Source organism: Thiohalomonas denitrificans, assembly GCF_900102855.1.
GTDB classification, from domain to species: domain Bacteria; phylum Pseudomonadota; class Gammaproteobacteria; order Thiohalomonadales; family Thiohalomonadaceae; genus Thiohalomonas; species Thiohalomonas denitrificans.
On the sequence record NZ_FMWD01000004.1, the window covers coordinates 302,023 to 317,401 of the forward strand.

The window sequence follows — 15,379 nt, forward strand, 5'->3', positions numbered from 1 at the left end:
TCACACCCCGAAGTGAAGGCCGACGAAGAACTCTTCCTGCTTGGGCATGTTATACACCGGATATCCCGTCCGCTGCTCTATCTCCGCAATCACCTCCCCGATGCGCTCGGGAGATTCCGTGGCCAGCACAAACCACATGTTGAGGCGATGGTCACGAGCGTAATTGTGAGCGACCTCCGGAAATCCGTTGACGCTCTCCGCCACCGACTCGAAATCGGCTGCGGGAATCGCCATGGCCGCCAGCGTCAGTCCTCCTCCCATCTTCTCGGCATGATAGAGCGGGCCGAAGCGGGTCAGGATGCCGTCATCCAGCATCTGCTGCAGTCGCGCCAGCAATGCGGCCTCGGTCGTTCCCAGCCGACCGGCAACGTCGGCATAGGGGGTCTCCGAAACCGGAAAACCACGCTGCAGTTCATTGATGATGCGACGATCCAGCTCGTTCAGCATGATGCCAGCTCCCGCTGCCTGGAGGCGACGGTGCCGTGGTCGGCAGCATCCGAACGCTGATAGTGCGCCCCCCGCTGCTTGAAACTGCGCCGGCTGAAAAGCAGGCGATGCGGTATGTCCTGCAGATCGCACTGCTGGACCAGCCACTCGACCTTCTCGATGACCGTATCCCGATCCCGTCCATGGATCATGCAGAAAAGATTGTAACGCCACTCGGGTAGCCGACGCGGGCGTTGGTAGCAGAGCGTGACAAAATCGTACTGCCCCATGCAACGGCCCAACTGTGACACCCTGTCATCCGGCACATCCCAGACCACCATGGCGTTGGCCCGATAGCCCAGTCTCCTGTGTCGGACAATTACGCCCAAACGACTGATCACGCGGTTGGCCAGCCACTCCCGCAACCGCCGGATGACTTGCCGTTCGTCCAGCCCTACCTGCTCTGCGATCTCGGCAAACGGTTGTGCAACGAGCGGCAGCCCCTGCTGGATGGTGGCAACCAGTCGCCGATCGAACTCGGACTCAATGGCTCCCTCCGCTTTTCCGAGACCGGGGCCGGGGCCGGGATGAAAAGGTGCCTGCCGAGCGGATGGGTGGCTCGCTTCCGCTGCGCTGTTGCCGACGCCCCATTGCAGGCTAAAACCCAGGTCGATGTGGTAGGCCTCGAGCATCGGAAGTGAGATTACGGGCAGCCCTGTACGCAGCTCCATGTCCTTCAGAATCTCCTGGAGATGGGGCTCATCCGGCGCGGTCACCACGAACCAGAGATTGATTCGATGTTCGCGCTCGTAGTTGTGGTTGACTTCCGGGTATTGATTGATGAGGAGGGCGACCTCATCGAGCCGCTCACCGGGAACTGCCATTGCGGCGAGTGTGCTGGTTCCCACGGAATGGGGTCGAAACACCGGACCTACGCGGCTTATACGGCCGTCCCGATTCAGAAGGGACAGGCATTCGAGAACACGCGCCTCGCTGGTGCCAAGCTGCTCGGCCATGCGCTGGAAAGGCCGGGGCTCCAGGGGCAGGTTACGCTGAAAATCATTCAGAAGGTGACGCTCCAGCGGGTCCAGGGACGCACTCTCGATTTCGCTCACATTCGTTTCCGGAAGTAGCATTGGCTTTCCCCTGGTGGCTGCGTTTCTCAGAGACCGATCCGGTGCGCCCGTGCGGTGAAGAAGATACCGCTGGGTTTTTCCGCCGGCAGAGTGGCAATTTCCTGCCGCGTCCTGGTGTCGTAGACCCGGACGACATCCTCGTCGCGCACCGACATCCACAGGTGTTCACCCCGGGGAGTGAACTCCATGTGCAGGACGCCTTTGCCCGGCTTCAGCGTTTCGGCAATCCGGAACGATGCGGTATCGATGATTTGCACCGTATCGTTGTCAGGGAACGCGTAGTTGACCCAGACCTCGCGCCCATCAGGGCGTCCCATGACGAAAACCGGCTGGCCGTGGACCTCGATGCGATCCACTTCCTGCCAAGTGCCGACATCAACGATCAACACCTCGTGACGACCCACTGCCGGTACGAAGGCGTAATCGCCGGCAATGGCCCAGCCCTCCAGGTGCGGCATTTTGTAGACAGGAAGCTTCTGTTCCCCGCGGCCGTAATGGTCAAGAATGCGGCGCACACCCTGTTCGGGATGCCACAGGTCGAGCATTGCAAGGCCATCCTCTCCAAACAGCCCGGCGATGTAGTAGCGCCCGTCCGGGGTAACAAGTGCGTCGTAGGGTTCGCGGCCGATATCCTTGAATCGGGTGATCTGCGGCTTGTCCGGCTGACTCAGGTCCGCCACCCAGATCTCTCCAGCCTCGAAGAGGCTGAAGACGAAACGCTGTCCGGGGGCATCGACCAGCCCGACCACCTTGGATAGCTGCCCCTCCTCACCATAGGTTGCGGGAATATCAACGACCAGTTCGAGGGTGTCGGCATCAAACACCTTGACCCCGCCGGGCTCGTAGTTGGAGACGGCAACCAGGCTCCCGTCCTGGGAGATGGCACCACCGATACTGTTGCCGGACTGAATGGTCCGCCCGGCGATGCGGCCGCTCAACATGTCGACCTTGGTCAATCCGCCGTCGCGACCGAAGACATAGGCAAAACGCTCATCCCGCGAATACACCACCGAGGCGTGCGAAAGATCGCCGAGGCCCTCGATGCGTTGCAACAGTGTCTGGTTAGTGGTTTCAACGAGGGTCAGACTGCCCGAAGCGCGCTCCACGACCACACCGAGATCGCCGGTTGCCCGTGGGGCCGCACAGCCCGTCAGCATGACCGTCAGAACCGTTGCGACCAGCAGTTGGTCAATGCGCATCGGAGATCCCCTCTTGCAGTCTGCCAACCAGCCAGTCGACTTCCTCTTCGGAAAGAATGCCCTGCCATGGCGGCATCGGTGTCCCGGCCCGACCGATGAGGATGGTGGCGCGCAACATCATCGCCGACTTGTCTTCAAGCTGTTCCGGGAGAAGGGAGGGACCCAGCCCGCCCTTCAGCGTCATTCCATGGCAGGAGCCGCAGTCGTGCTGCAGCAGATGGATCAGTTCGTCCTTGCGCTCGCCATCCGGTTCAATGGCCGCTACGGAAGTGGTCGTCAGGAACAGAAGCGTGATGGCGACGGCGACGGCATGCCAACGGCTTCGTCCAGGTTCGGGAGCTATAGCAAGTCTCATGTACTCTACTCCTCAACGTTGACCACCCCGGTCATCTCCGGGTGGGGTCCGCAACGGTAGGGAAAACTGCCTACCTGCGTAAACTGGCGGGAGGTACTCTCGCCCGGGAAGAAGTAATCCGACTCCGGTTCGCCCAGTTCTTCGAACCAGACGCTGTGGTACTGGCGCTTCTCACGGTTGACCCACTGGACCGTATCGCCCGGCTTTACCGTTACCTCTTCGGGGATGAACTGGTACCCCTTGATTTCAACGGTAACCGTATCCGCCAGTGACGACCCGGCGATGAGCAGTGAGAGGAGTATCCAGTATCGAGATGTACGCACGATATTTTCCCCGGTTGGGTGTTTTACCGACTGTCGCTCTTGTTCCGCCTTTTTCCCATGATCTGTATCAAGCGAACCTAAAGGAGGGCCCATCCCTGGGCACGGAGGAACCTCTACATCCCGACCGCGTTGATCTCGGCGCCGGGATTGTCAAACCCGAGCTTGAAACCGAGCGAAACGTGGTGGAAACGGGAATCACTGTAGTCGTCGTGGATGGCGAAACCGATATTGTAGAGCTGGTCGGAGGCCAGTGACAGATCGCCGGGCTGGTCGGAATCAAGCTTGCGCTTCATCGTGACTACCCAGAAACCGTCCTGCTGTTCGGCGCTGAACTCCACGCCCTGTCCACCTTCCATTACCCGGTCGGCCAAGACATAGCCATCCTCGGATTCGCCGGTGCCGGCGTTGAAGCGGAGCAGATCCATGAAGGTTCCGTCGGCGAGCAGTGCCTGGATTTCCTCATCGCTCTTGCGCTTATCCCAGCCACCACGCGGCTCGCTTCGGATGGAGATGTCTGTCCGCGTTTCGGCGATGTACTTGGTCACCTGTTCACCGTCGGGCGTATCCGGCATGGAGCGGGCATCATGGTGACAGGTGCCCCAGCAACCGGCCTGGCCGGCTTGTTCGGGATCGTCATTGGACAGCATCACGGCCAGCTTGACCGGGTTTTCCGGGTCCATCTTGCCACCGTCGACAAACGGTACCGGTGAGTGCTCGGTCTCGGGCCAAACGAAACGCATGTAGAGGTGTTCGCCATCGTGTGCAGCCTGGACGTCGACGGGTATGCCCGGGCGCTTGCCGGGAATGGGGGTCTCTTCCGCCTTGTCGCCGCTTACCATCTTCGCGCCCATGTCGGCCTCTTCACCTTCATGGCAATCGAAGCACCGGTCTCCCGCTTTATCGTAGACCCGGGCTCCGCCGTGGCGGCTACCATTCAGCGCCCACTCCATGGAGGTCTGTCCGGGATAGAAAACCGTGATCTGGCGCGCCGGAACGGCAGCCCAGTCGGGCATTCCCTCAGAGCTGCCGGACGATGCCGGTACTGCTGCAGCCGGTGCAGATGCGGCTGCAACCGCTGGCGCGCTGGCAGCCTGCTGGCCCTGGCTTTCCTCTTCTGCCAGGAAGGTCACCCATCTGGCTGGCAGGGGACGACTATGGGAGGCATCGGGCTTCTCGAGCTCGGCAATCTGTTCTTCACTCAGCTGGTCACGGACCGACTTGTGGGCGATGCCCTTGTGACAGTCAATGCAGGTCTGCCCCTGTTCCATAGCGAAGACGTGCTGACTACGCGAACGTTTCTTCTGGCCTGCCGGGTCCATGGTGGACCAGTCGTGGCAGTTGCGGCACTCCCGGGAGTCGCTGCCTTTCATACGCTTCCACTCGTTCATCGCGAGTTGGAGGCGTTTGGCCTCGAATTTTTCCGGTGTATTGATGCTTCCGGTCATCTTGCCCCAGAGTTCCTTGGTGGCCTGTACCTTGCGAACGATCTTGTGGACCCACGGGTCCGGAACGTGGCAGTCGGAACAGGCCGCACGGACACCGCTCCTATTATTGTAGTGAACGGTTTCCTTGTACTCCTGGTAGACGGTGTCTTCCATCTCGTGACAGGAGATACAGAATTCGAGTGTGTTGGTGGCTTCCATGGCGGTGTTGAAGCCACCCCAGAAGAACACACCAAGCATCATGAAAAAGAGGGCGCTTCCGATACTCGCGCCGAATAGTACCTTACGCGACAGCAACCGCCGCTTGTTTTCCGAGTGGGCCATCACACCTTTCTCCTTTCAGCCGAGCAGTAGATTAGGTAATGGCGGGCTGCTCCCTCAGCCCGCCTGTTCGAGTGAACCGGAGTTGATGCGATCAGGTCACGTGTTCGGTCCGGTTATGGACGTTGAACTTGCCCGTCGGTGCGTAGAGACCCTTGACGCGATCCTTCTCTTCGAGCGTTTCCGCATCGTAGATCACGATTTCGCCATTGGCCTTTTTGCTGTCAGACAGGTTCCAGACCGAGACCCACACTTCGCTGCCATCGGCGTTGAACTCCATATGGACAGTAGCCTGGCCCTCTTTCGTGGTCGGCCGAAGCGTCTTCACGACTTTGCGGGTCTTCTTGTCGATAACCTTGACCGACTGCTGAACCTCCGGCTCCGGGTGTTTGGTCTGATCCGCCCAGACGTACTTGCTCTTCGGATGGGTACGGATAAACACGCCGGGACCATCGGTATTGACCGTGTAGCAGGTCTTCCAGGCCTGGTCCGCATGCCCTTGCGGGTCGTTGCCCCAGACGGTGACCTTGCCGACACCCAGATGGGTGGTGCCGCCTACCGGACCACACTTCGGATCGATCCAGTTGGCGCCCGGACCCGGATGGGGCAGCTTGTCGGTATCGATGATGGCTTCCAGTTTCCGCGTCTTCGAGTCGACCACCACCATCTGGTTAGAGGCGTTGGCCGCGATCTGGAAGTAGCGTCCAGTCGGATCGAAGAAGCCGTCGTGCAGGAACTTGGAGGTATTGATCTGCTCGATACGGAGGTTGTCGATATCGGTGTAATCGACCTGCCACATCTGACCAAGCTCCTTGGTGGCGACCAGCCAGGTCGGCGCATTCGGAGTGGTGTAGATAGCGGCAACACGGGACTCTTCCACATACTCGCCGTCGACGTTGATGCCGCGCGTAGAGACCACCTTCAGGGGCTCCATGGTCTTGGCATCGGAGATGACGAAATGCGGGGGCCAGTAACCGCCGCCGATTACGTACTTGCCATCGCCGGAGACCGCGACGTCACGTGCGTCATAGGCGATTTTGTTTTCGGCAACCAGCATGTTCTCAGGCTTCTGCCAGAGATCGATCTTGGTCATCTTGCCGTCGCGACCCTGGGTGTACCAGAAGCGGCCCGGATACTCCGCCTCCTCGACGGTGGAGTGTTCCAGCGCCTTGATGACGTGAACGGCATAGCCGGTCGGAATATGGGTCAGGACCTCCTTGGTGTCACCGTCAATAACAGCCACTTTGCCGACGTCACGCTCAATCACCACGAAGAAGTTCTCCCAGTTGCGGCCGTGCAGCGGCTTGGTGGGATAATCCTCCGGTTTGACGTGGACCTTCCAGTGCTTTTTCATCTGCGCCAGCGACATCTCCGGCGGCTCGGGCACGTCCATCTGGATGTAGGTGGCAAGCAACTTGATCTCATCCTTGGAAAGGATATTGTCAAAGTTGTTCATACCACCTTCGGTACCCCAGGTGATGATCCTTTCCAGGCGTTTCTGACCCTTTTCGCGGGTATCCGCGGGTTCAAGGCCCTTGCCCGTGGCCCCCTTGCGAAGAACGCCGTGACAACCGGCGCATTGCTCAAAGTAAACCTGTTTGGCTTTTTCGAAATCAGCCTCGGAAAGCGTAGGCTTGCCGGCAGCAGCGGCAGAGCCGGCGACGGCCAGACCCATTGCGAGGCTGAGTGCGGATAGTGCGAAGCGGACTTGCATGGTTGTTCCCCTTTTGGTCGGTCGGGTTGTGTTAACTGGCGAGAATACCCCTCTTCTCTGTATGACAGTTTTAATCCTGTTCTTGATTCCGAGCATTGATCTGAATCAAGGGATAAAAGGTTTGTTACATAATGCACCCAATTTCAACCAGGCGAAATAGGGCCGCATTCAAATATGCACTAAAAATGACAATTATCAAAAAAAACGCAGGATTACTTTCTCAGCAAACCTGTCGGTTTTCAAACGTCTTGCATTCAAGGAGTTAGGTAACGGCTGGAAACATTGGCAGGGGAAGGAGTGATCGGAGAATAGTAGAAGGATAAAAACAACTGGTGGGTTCGGGTTCCCGTTGAACCGGGGGATCTGGCAGCGGATGCACCCGGTCGGCGGCCGCCAGGCGAAGTTCAGGTACAAAGAAAAAGGGGGGCCGAAGCCCCCCTCCATCAACGCTACTGCGTGTTACGCGGCAGCGGTCACTTCCTCATCCGTGATGGCCGAGGGTGCTTCATTCTTAACGAAGAAGCTGGACACGTACACAAGGAGGCCACCAAAGAACGTCCATCCCGCGGCGAAACGCAGCCAGTAGAACAGGGCGATCTTGTCCTGAACCACCATGAAGGCCATCGGCTCCTCAGCTGCACGCTGCATCCAGACCTGCAGGATACCCGCCGCAGTAAGGAACAGCGTGATCAACACCATCGAAATGGTCATCAGCCAGAAGGCCCACATCTCCAGCACCTGTGCCCGCTGGGGCGCGGCGGACTGGTTCCAGCGCAGGTAGGGCATGGAGTAGGAGATCATGGTCAACACGATGAGCACATACGCACCGTAGAAGGCCAGGTGACCGTGGGCAGCGGTGATCTGAGAGCCGTGGGTGTAGTAGTTGACCGGAGCGAGCGTATGCAGGAAGCCCCACACGCCTGCGCCCAGGAATGCCACTACTGCAGTACCCAGCGCCCAGAGTACGGCCGCCTTGTTGGGATGCTGCTTACGACGCTTGTTCACCATGTTGAAGGCGAAGACGGTCATCATGAAGAACGGAATCGGCTCAAGGGCGGAGAAGATCGAGCCCAGGTACTGCCAGTACTCCGGCGTGCCAATCCAGAAATAGTGATGGCCGGTGCCCAGGATACCGGTGATCAGGGCCATGGCGATGATGACGTAGAGCCACTTCTCGATAACCTCGCGGTCAACGCCGGTAGTCTTGATCAGCACGAACGCCAGGATAGAGGCCATGATCAGTTCCCAGACGCCTTCAACCCACAGGTGAACCACCCACCACCAAAACATCTTGTCCAGTACCAGGTTGGTCGGGTTGTAGAAGGAGAACAGGAACAGTACTGCCAGGCCGGTAAGACCGGTCATCAGGACGATATTGACCACCGTCTTGCGGCCGGTAAGCACGGTCATGCCCACGTTGAACAGGAAGCCCAGGGCGACCACCACGATGCCGATCTTGGTAATCGTGGGCTGCTCCAGGAACTCGCGTCCCATGGTCGGCAGCAGATCATTGCCTGTCATTTCGGCCAGCGTGGCGTAGGGTACCGCCAGGTAACCAACGATGGTCAGTGCGCCGGCGACCAGGAAGATCCAGAACAGCGCCAGGGCCAGCTTGGGACTATACAGTTCCCGCTCCGCCTCTTCCGGTACCAGGTAGTAGGAGGCACCCATGAAGCCGAACAGCAGCCAGACGATCAGCAGATTGGTGTGAACCATGCGGGCCACGTTGAACGGAATCTCCGGAAACAGGAAATCCCCGACCACATACTGGTAGCCCATGATCAGGCCGAAAATGATTTGCCCCACGAAAAGACCGAGGGCGGCGATAAAGTAGGGTTTTGCTACGGATTGCGATTGGTATTTCATAGGATTCCCCTCTTAGCCCTGGATATTCGGCGGCCAGCCAGCGGCGTTGATTTCCGATGCGTACTTCAGGAAATCAGCCAGGCCATCGAGCTCTTCTTCAGAGAGGTTGAACTGGGGCATGGAGCGGCGCCCGGGGATGCCATCTACAGGCCGGCCGGAGATGAAGGCCTTGAGGGCCAGCTTGCTCTCACCGAAGCGGTTATAGACATTGACCAGTTCTGGGGCGAAGTAGGCGCCCTCTCCCATCAGCGTGTGGCAGCCGAGGCAGTTGTTGTCCTCCCAAACCTTTTTGCCGAGAGCGACGGATGGCGTGATGTTATGCCGGTTGTCGCGTTCGGGCAGGGTTTGGACGGTATCGAAAGATAGAGCCAGGAACAGGAGGATGAAGAATACACTTCCCCCCAGGTAAATGTTCCTGGCCATGCTTTTGGTGAAAGTTTCACTCATGACAGGCCCCCTTCGGGATGATGGACGGTGAAGCTATTAAGCGATATTACGGAGGCTGCTCGCCTTGACCTGAGTCAAATCGTCAGGAATAACGACTCCGATGCTCTTCTGGTTGGTCGGGATCCTCCCCTCAGATATTGACGGGTGATCGCAAGGGCGTGGTGAAAACCTTCTGCAGGGCGGCGTCGGTTTCCCCCTGGGTCTGCAAGGAACCGTTATAGAGCGCTGCAATAAGATCCGATTGAGTAATCATGCCCACCAGCCGGTAGTCGCGATCGACGACGGGCAGATTATGATAGCCGGCATCCGAGAGCAGCGGTACCACCTCGGTGATGTGCATATCCGAGTCCACGGTAAGTACCGGTCGCACCATAATATCGCCCACGCTGCGCGGCCCTTTGGAAGAGACCGGAAGGGCGCGCCGAATGAACGTTATCAGCTTCTCATCGAACCCGCGATAGGTTTTCAAGTCCACTGGCTTCAAAACATCCACCAGCGTCAGAATACCGATGACATGGCGGGCTTCATCAATGACCGGGAGTGCCTTCAGCTTGTGGTGACGCAACAGTGACCAGGCCTCTTCCACATCGGTATCGAGCCTGAGGGTCACCAGATCCCGTGACATGATGTCCTGACAAGTGATCTCACCCATACGGCGCCGATAGGCCTGGGCTCCGGCCATCCGATAGATACGATTGAGATCCTCTTCACTCACATCCAAATAGATATCGAGGTCCACCAAGGCCTGATGGAGATCCCCGTGAGTAATACCGATGCGGTCCAGCGAGGGCGGGTCATCGCTATCGTGAATGAGATTTTCAGGCTCGTAGGGCTTGGCCGGATAGCGCCGACCGAATACAAGGATATTGATCGCCATCCCGACTGCCAGCAGCACGAACACGTTGACGGCTACCGGGGCAACAACAAATGCAAAACCGGCCTCTCTTACGGAATCACCGAGGACAACCGGCAGCAGCGCAGCAGCACCCCCGGGCGGGTGCAGGGTGTGGGTCAGGAACATCACCAGTATGGACAGGGAAACCGCCACGGCCGCCGCGAGCACCGGTTCGGAAATCCACAGGCAGGCGGCCACACCGATGGATGCCGAGATGATATGGGAACCCACCAGGGGCCACGGTTGGGACAGCGGGCTGCTCGGCAGGGCAAAGGTGAGTACGGCGGAGGCCCCCATGGAAGCTGCAACGACTGGCAGGGCCGAGGCGGGAAGCATGAAACTGCTGAATCCGGTAACGGCCAGCATACCGATGAAGGCGGCGAACGTGCTGCGGACGATCTCATTGCCGCTGACCTGAACCGGCTCGGGAGCAAGGTGGCGCAAGAGCCTGCGGGGGAGCGAGAGCATGACCTATCCCTTTGGAGGTAACACCTTGTTGTTAGGGGGCACCGGATTTTCCCGGCGCAAAACGTTGACCACCTTGATTGGAGTCAATTTTTGTCGGATTGTTGTGCGCTCCGGCGGAGCCATCCCCTCCAGGTCCGCTCCGCGGTCCCGGGCGCCGGCCGTGAAAATCACTCAACTCCCCGAATGGAGTAGCTCATTGGAATCTACCGCTGCACACACCCAGTCGCTGAAAAAACTGCTCACCGCGGTCTATGCCCTGCAGGCCCTCTCCTTTCTGTTTCCGGTGACCTTCATCGTCGGCGTGGTGCTCGACTATGTGAAGCGCGGTGAGGCAACAGACGCCTGGCTCGCCAGCCATTTCCGCTGGCAGATTCGCACCTTCTGGTTTACCGTTCTCTGGTCTCTTCTGGGAGGGCTCACTGCCGGATTCGGGGTCGGCCTGCTCATCCTGTTCGCAACGGCCGTTTGGCTGATTTACCGCATCGCCAAAGGCTGGCTGAACCTCTCGGACGGCAAAGCGGTTTAATGGGGCCGACTGCTCAAGGGTAAAACTGCTCCAAAGCAAGTGGGGCGGGCCTTCGCCCGCCCCGGCAAGGATCACGAGTCGAAGCCGGCCTGCTTCAGCAGTTCCCGGCCTTTGGCCTCGTTCTTCTCCACACCGCGCCCCTCCTGGTACAGCATACCGAGGGTCGTCAGGGAGCCGATGAGCCCCTGATCGGCGGCCTTCTGGAACCACTTGACCGCCTCCGCCTCATCCTGCTCCACGCACTCGCCCTCCAGGTACATGAAGCCGAGTCCGTGCTGGGCCATGGCGTGCCCCTGCTCGGCCGCCGCCCGCATGTATTCGGCTGCCCTGGCTTCATTGGGAGAGCCCAGCAGTGAATTCTGGAAGATAATGGCCACCCGGTATTGCGCCTCCGGTTCGCCTTCATCGGCGAGCGGAGAGAGAAGCTGCATGGCAGTGGCAAAGTGTTTCCCTTCGAAAGCGGCGATACCGCTGCTCAGATCCAGATTCATGTTTTCGCTCTCGCTGGCATTCATGGGGGGTCTCCCTGTCGTTTCTCGGATATTCATGAGTCGGAATTTGTTTCGATCAGGCAGATTCTACTGCACCGGCTACTCGCGGGCGCCTGATCCGGAATCCATTGACGTTAGCTGCCAATACCCTAGCACAAAAGTCAGGTAATGCGCGAGCAGACTTGGATCGCTGCGACAGATGCCGGATGATGGGCCGAAATCCACCGCGGAATCGGTATGAAAGCGATGATCCTGGCGGCGGGCCGCGGCGAGCGCATGCGGCCGCTAACCGACACCACCCCCAAGCCTTTATTGCAGGCCGGCGGCATGGCCCTCATCGAGTATCACCTGAAAGCGTTGGCACACGCCGGAATCAGCGAATTGGTCATCAATCACGCCCATCTCGGCTCCCGGGTCGAAACGGTTCTGGGGGATGGTTCCGATTATGACCTCACCATCACCTATTCGCCCGAGGCCGCGGCCCTGGAGACCGGTGGCGGGATCCTGCAGGCGCTGCCCCTGCTGGCTCCCGGACCCTTTATCGTGGTCAACGGCGATGTCTGGACGGATTATCCCTTCGAACGCCTGCCCCCTGAACCGGACGGCCTCGCCCATCTGGTGCTGGTGGACAATCCCGTCCATCATCATGGAGGAGACTTCGCCCTTGATGGCGGCCGGGTGACCACTTCGGGAGCACGGCTCACCTTCTCCGGCATCGGGGTGTACCGCCCGGAGCTGTTCGAGGGGTGTGAACCGGGTGCCTTTCCCCTGGCGCCGCTGCTGCGCCGCGCTATCAAGGCCGGTCGGGTCAGCGGTGAACACTATCGCGGCCGCTGGATGGATATCGGGACCCCGCAACGACTGGCTGAGCTGGACCGGATGCTGATGGCGGAGAACGAATCGCCCTGACGGTCCCGGTAATGATTGGATAGCCACAGAGAACACCGGGTAATCACGATCATTCCTCCGTGGCCTCGTGCTCTCTGTGGCCAGGAGCCTGTCGGAACGACGACACTTCTGTAGGGAGCTACGAACCGGGAGAGACAGCATGGGCCAGGAGATCTCGGGAAGCCGCTTCAAGAAGCATGATTTCGAGGCGTTTCGCCGAAGGCTGAAGGCCGAGACAGACCTGCTTGGGCGCTGGTTTGCCGAGCAGCGGTTTTCGGCTCGCCACGGTAGCGTCGGCTTTGAGCTCGAGGCGTGGCTGGTGGATGCCGCCGCCCAGCCGGCGCCCGAGAATGTACGTTTTCTCCAGCAGCTCCCCGATGCGCTGGTGACCCCGGAGCTGTCGCTGTTCAACGTCGAACTCAACAGCACGCCGCTGGCCCTCGGGGGCAATGCACTCGGGGCCATGCATCAGGAACTGAGTGCCAATTGGCTCCGCTGTCGGGAGACGGCCAGCGCCATGGGGCTGCGGTTGGCGATGATCGGCATCCTGCCGACAGTGCGCGACGAGGTGCTGACCCTGGCCAACATGTCGCTCCTCACGCGCTACAAGGCACTTAATGAGCAGGTCATGCGCCTGCGGGGCGGCCGCGCCCTGATTCTCGAGATCCAGGGCCGGGAGCATCTGCGAACCGAACACCACGACGTCATGCTGGAGGCGGCCACCACCTCCTTCCAGCTCCATTTCCAGGTGGCGCAGGAGAAGGCCGCACGCTACTTCAATGTGGCAACGATCCTTTCAGCGCCGATGGTGGCGGCAAGTGCCAATTCACCGCTACTGTTCGGCCGGCGCCTCTGGCAGGAATCGCGCATTCCCCTTTTCGAGCAGGCGGTCGACATCGGAGGCATCGAAGGGGCCGCCTCCGGGCCGCTGAAACGCGTGACCTTTGGTTCCGGCTATGTGCGCGAATCGATGTTCGAGCTGTTTCAGGAGAATCTGGAGCACTATCCCATGCTGCTGCCGGTAGAACTGGCTGAGCGGCCGGAGGCGCTCAGCCATCTGAGACTGCAGAACGGTACAATCTGGCGCTGGAACCGGCCACTGGTGGGGTTCGACAAAGATGGCACACCGCACCTTCGCATCGAGCACCGGGTAGTCCCGGCGGGGCCGAGTGTCATCGACAGCATCGCCAATGCCGCGCTGTTTTTCGGCTTGATGACCACTATCGCCGAGCAGGAGCGGGGCGTGGAGGTGAAGCTGGATTTCGCCAGGGCACGCGACAATTTCTACAACGCCGCCAAACACAGCCTCGATGCCCCCATCATGTGGCTAGATGGCAAAAACTGGAGGCTTCAGGAGCTATTCCGTCGACATCTTCTGCCAATGGCAAGAGAGGGGCTGGAGGAGTCGGGCTGCACTGCAGGCGATATCGACCTCTACCTGGGCATTATCGAGGAACGGATCCGCACCGGTCGTACCGGAGCAGCCTGGCAGGGCAACTATATCGAGCAGACCGGCAGCGATATGGTAGAACTGGTAGAGCGTTACCTGGAACTCCAGGACAGCGGAATGCCCGTGCATGAATGGCCCATTTAACAGGAACGAGAGGATGCATGAACCGAAGCTGGAGCAACTGGAGGGACTCCCCGACGGGCTGTTGAGCCGGCCGGCGTCGCGGCTGCACGAAATCCTGGAGGGGCCCACCCTGATTCACCTCCCGGGGCGGCGGGACGAGCCACTGGTGGTGACAGTGCTACTGCACGGTAATGAGGATACCGGTTGGGAGGCGGTGCGCGCCCTGCTGGATCAGTACGCGGGGCACACGCTGCCTCGGTCACTGTCGCTGTTCATCGGCAACGTTGCTGCTGCCCGGCATGGCCTGCGGCACCTGGAGGGGCAGCCCGACTTCAACCGCATCTGGAAAGGGGGGGACGGACCCGAACACCGCCTGGCTGCGGAGGTGCTGGATGCCGTTGGCCGGCGCCGACCCTTCGCCAGTATCGACGTCCACAACAATACCGGTCTCAACCCCCACTACGGCTGCATCAACCGCCTCGACCATCGTTATCTGCACCTGGCCACCCTGTTCAGTCGCACGGTGGTCTATTTCATCCGTCCCGATGCCGTTCAGTCCATGGCCATGGCCCGGCTCTGTCCGGCGGTAACAGTCGAGTGCGGCAAACCCGGGCAGTCCGCGAACACCGGCCATGTACTTGAATACCTCGATGCGGTGCTCAACATGGCGGCACTGCCGGATCACCCGGTCGCTCCCCATGACTATGACCTGTTCCATACGGTGGCTACCGTCAAAGTCCCCGAGGACGTCTCCTTCAGCTTCCGGGATGCCAGCGCGCAACTGCTGTTCGAACCCGATCTGGACGAGCTCAACTTTCGCGAACTGCCCGCCGGCACTACGCTGGCCTACGCCAACGGCGCCGGTGCCCGGGTAGAGGCGCGAAACGAAAAGGGGGACCCGGTCACCGAGCACTTCTTCACGGTGATAGAGGGCGAACTGCGCACCCGGCTGCCGATCATGCCATCGATGCTAACCCTCGACGATTGTGTAATCCGGCAGGACTGCCTCTGTTATCTGATGGAGCGCCTGCCCCCCATCGCCGCTCCCGAGACGTAGCCGCGATGCGTCCGGCTTGTATGCCTTACGCGGATGATCGCCCCCTCCCCTGGAGCTGTGGAACAGAACATACAAGGGTGCATTCTTGATATGCCAGCGTCTTTAATAGAGCCGATCAATTTACGGAGTGCACCAACCATTGTTGGGGCACATTCAAATACACCGGATCGGTGGCGGTCGGTGCCGGCGCATTTGGTATGTGTCCCCACACGGGTACGGAGCATTCCGCAAGGTCATCGGCTTTGTGGGAAC

At 59.8% G+C, this 15,379-nt stretch carries 15 protein-coding genes; 4 read left to right on the forward strand and 11 right to left on the reverse strand.

What is annotated here, in order from left to right; all coding sequences use genetic code 11:
• From BLP65_RS08070 to BLP65_RS08115, 10 genes are all read right to left on the reverse strand, one after another.
• Nucleotides 1-447 (reverse strand): Lrp/AsnC family transcriptional regulator, encoded by a 447-nt coding sequence (locus BLP65_RS08070; protein WP_092995150.1) that lies wholly within the window; start codon nucleotides 445-447, stop codon nucleotides 1-3.
• Nucleotides 441-1,541, reverse strand: a complete 1,101-nt coding sequence (gene ahbB, locus BLP65_RS17190; RefSeq protein WP_245688273.1) for a siroheme decarboxylase subunit beta — start codon at nucleotides 1,539-1,541, stop codon at nucleotides 441-443. The genes BLP65_RS08070 and ahbB overlap by 7 nt, the downstream gene beginning before the upstream one ends.
• A gap of 47 nt (nucleotides 1,542-1,588) precedes the next feature.
• Nucleotides 1,589-2,761 (reverse strand): cytochrome D1 domain-containing protein, encoded by a 1,173-nt coding sequence (locus tag BLP65_RS08080; protein WP_092995153.1) that lies wholly within the window; start codon nucleotides 2,759-2,761, stop codon nucleotides 1,589-1,591.
• The gene (locus BLP65_RS08085) at nucleotides 2,751-3,116 is read right to left on the reverse strand and encodes a c-type cytochrome (RefSeq protein ID WP_092995156.1); all 366 of its coding nucleotides are present in this window, start codon (nucleotides 3,114-3,116) and stop codon (nucleotides 2,751-2,753) included. Before BLP65_RS08085 ends, BLP65_RS08080 begins: the two co-directional genes overlap by 11 nt.
• Before the next feature lie 5 nt (nucleotides 3,117-3,121).
• Nucleotides 3,122-3,439 (reverse strand): plastocyanin/azurin family copper-binding protein, encoded by a 318-nt coding sequence (locus BLP65_RS08090; protein ID WP_217631934.1) that lies wholly within the window; start codon nucleotides 3,437-3,439, stop codon nucleotides 3,122-3,124.
• Nucleotides 3,440-3,552: 113 nt separating this feature from the next.
• A complete protein-coding gene (locus BLP65_RS08095; protein WP_092995160.1) occupies nucleotides 3,553-5,205 on the reverse strand; it encodes a NapC/NirT family cytochrome c in 1,653 nt (550 codons plus the stop codon).
• A gap of 91 nt (nucleotides 5,206-5,296) precedes the next feature.
• Entirely contained in the window at nucleotides 5,297-6,916 is a 1,620-nt protein-coding gene (locus BLP65_RS08100) for a cytochrome D1 domain-containing protein (RefSeq protein ID WP_245688274.1), read from the reverse strand.
• A 459-nt stretch (nucleotides 6,917-7,375) separates the two neighbouring features.
• A complete protein-coding gene (locus BLP65_RS08105; protein WP_092995162.1) occupies nucleotides 7,376-8,782 on the reverse strand; it encodes a cbb3-type cytochrome c oxidase subunit I in 1,407 nt (468 codons plus the stop codon).
• A gap of 12 nt (nucleotides 8,783-8,794) precedes the next feature.
• Nucleotides 8,795-9,229: a c-type cytochrome gene (locus tag BLP65_RS08110; protein ID WP_092995164.1), complete on the reverse strand. Its 435-nt coding sequence runs from the start codon at nucleotides 9,227-9,229 to the stop codon at nucleotides 8,795-8,797.
• Between the two features lie 130 nt (nucleotides 9,230-9,359).
• A complete protein-coding gene (locus BLP65_RS08115; protein ID WP_092995167.1) occupies nucleotides 9,360-10,592 on the reverse strand; it encodes an HPP family protein in 1,233 nt (410 codons plus the stop codon).
• Between the two features lie 196 nt (nucleotides 10,593-10,788).
• On the opposite strand from BLP65_RS08115, the gene BLP65_RS08120 reads away from it, so the two are divergent.
• Nucleotides 10,789-11,118, forward strand: a complete 330-nt coding sequence (locus tag BLP65_RS08120; RefSeq protein WP_092995170.1) for a DUF4870 family protein — start codon at nucleotides 10,789-10,791, stop codon at nucleotides 11,116-11,118.
• A 71-nt stretch (nucleotides 11,119-11,189) separates the two neighbouring features.
• On the opposite strand, the gene BLP65_RS08125 is transcribed toward BLP65_RS08120, so the two are convergent.
• On the reverse strand, nucleotides 11,190-11,633 hold the full coding sequence (locus tag BLP65_RS08125; protein WP_092995173.1) for a tetratricopeptide repeat protein: 444 nt from the start codon (nucleotides 11,631-11,633) through the stop codon (nucleotides 11,190-11,192).
• Between the two features lie 213 nt (nucleotides 11,634-11,846).
• Here BLP65_RS08125 and murU point away from each other — a divergent pair, with 213 nt between their 5' ends.
• From murU to BLP65_RS08140, 3 genes are all read left to right on the forward strand, one after another.
• Nucleotides 11,847-12,518: an N-acetylmuramate alpha-1-phosphate uridylyltransferase MurU gene (murU, locus tag BLP65_RS08130; RefSeq protein ID WP_092995176.1), complete on the forward strand. Its 672-nt coding sequence runs from the start codon at nucleotides 11,847-11,849 to the stop codon at nucleotides 12,516-12,518.
• Between the two features lie 139 nt (nucleotides 12,519-12,657).
• Nucleotides 12,658-14,091, forward strand: a complete 1,434-nt coding sequence (locus BLP65_RS08135; protein ID WP_092995179.1) for a glutamate-cysteine ligase family protein — start codon at nucleotides 12,658-12,660, stop codon at nucleotides 14,089-14,091.
• A 13-nt stretch (nucleotides 14,092-14,104) separates the two neighbouring features.
• Nucleotides 14,105-15,127, forward strand: coding sequence for a M14 family metallopeptidase (locus BLP65_RS08140; protein ID WP_092995182.1), 1,023 nt, complete (start codon nucleotides 14,105-14,107; stop codon nucleotides 15,125-15,127).
• The last annotated feature ends 252 nt before the right edge of the window (nucleotides 15,128-15,379 follow it).

Excerpts from the sequence above, each read along its gene's own strand:
- murU (WP_092995176.1), top strand. The coding sequence starts at position 11,847 with ATGAAAGCGATGATCCTGGCGGCGGGCCGCGGCGAGCGCATGCGGCCG.
- BLP65_RS08100 (WP_245688274.1), bottom strand. The coding sequence starts at position 6,916 with ATGCAAGTCCGCTTCGCACTATCCGCACTCAGCCTCGCAATGGGTCTG.
- BLP65_RS08140 (WP_092995182.1), top strand. The coding sequence starts at position 14,105 with ATGCATGAACCGAAGCTGGAGCAACTGGAGGGACTCCCCGACGGGCTG.
- BLP65_RS08135 (WP_092995179.1), top strand. The coding sequence starts at position 12,658 with ATGGGCCAGGAGATCTCGGGAAGCCGCTTCAAGAAGCATGATTTCGAG.
- BLP65_RS08125 (WP_092995173.1), bottom strand. The coding sequence starts at position 11,633 with ATGAATGCCAGCGAGAGCGAAAACATGAATCTGGATCTGAGCAGCGGT.
- BLP65_RS08095 (WP_092995160.1), bottom strand. The coding sequence starts at position 5,205 with ATGGCCCACTCGGAAAACAAGCGGCGGTTGCTGTCGCGTAAGGTACTA.
- BLP65_RS08110 (WP_092995164.1), bottom strand. The coding sequence starts at position 9,229 with ATGAGTGAAACTTTCACCAAAAGCATGGCCAGGAACATTTACCTGGGG.
- BLP65_RS08105 (WP_092995162.1), bottom strand. The coding sequence starts at position 8,782 with ATGAAATACCAATCGCAATCCGTAGCAAAACCCTACTTTATCGCCGCC.
- BLP65_RS08115 (WP_092995167.1), bottom strand. The coding sequence starts at position 10,592 with ATGCTCTCGCTCCCCCGCAGGCTCTTGCGCCACCTTGCTCCCGAGCCG.
- BLP65_RS08080 (WP_092995153.1), bottom strand. The coding sequence starts at position 2,761 with ATGCGCATTGACCAACTGCTGGTCGCAACGGTTCTGACGGTCATGCTG.
- BLP65_RS08070 (WP_092995150.1), bottom strand. The coding sequence starts at position 447 with ATGCTGAACGAGCTGGATCGTCGCATCATCAATGAACTGCAGCGTGGT.
- BLP65_RS08085 (WP_092995156.1), bottom strand. The coding sequence starts at position 3,116 with ATGAGACTTGCTATAGCTCCCGAACCTGGACGAAGCCGTTGGCATGCC.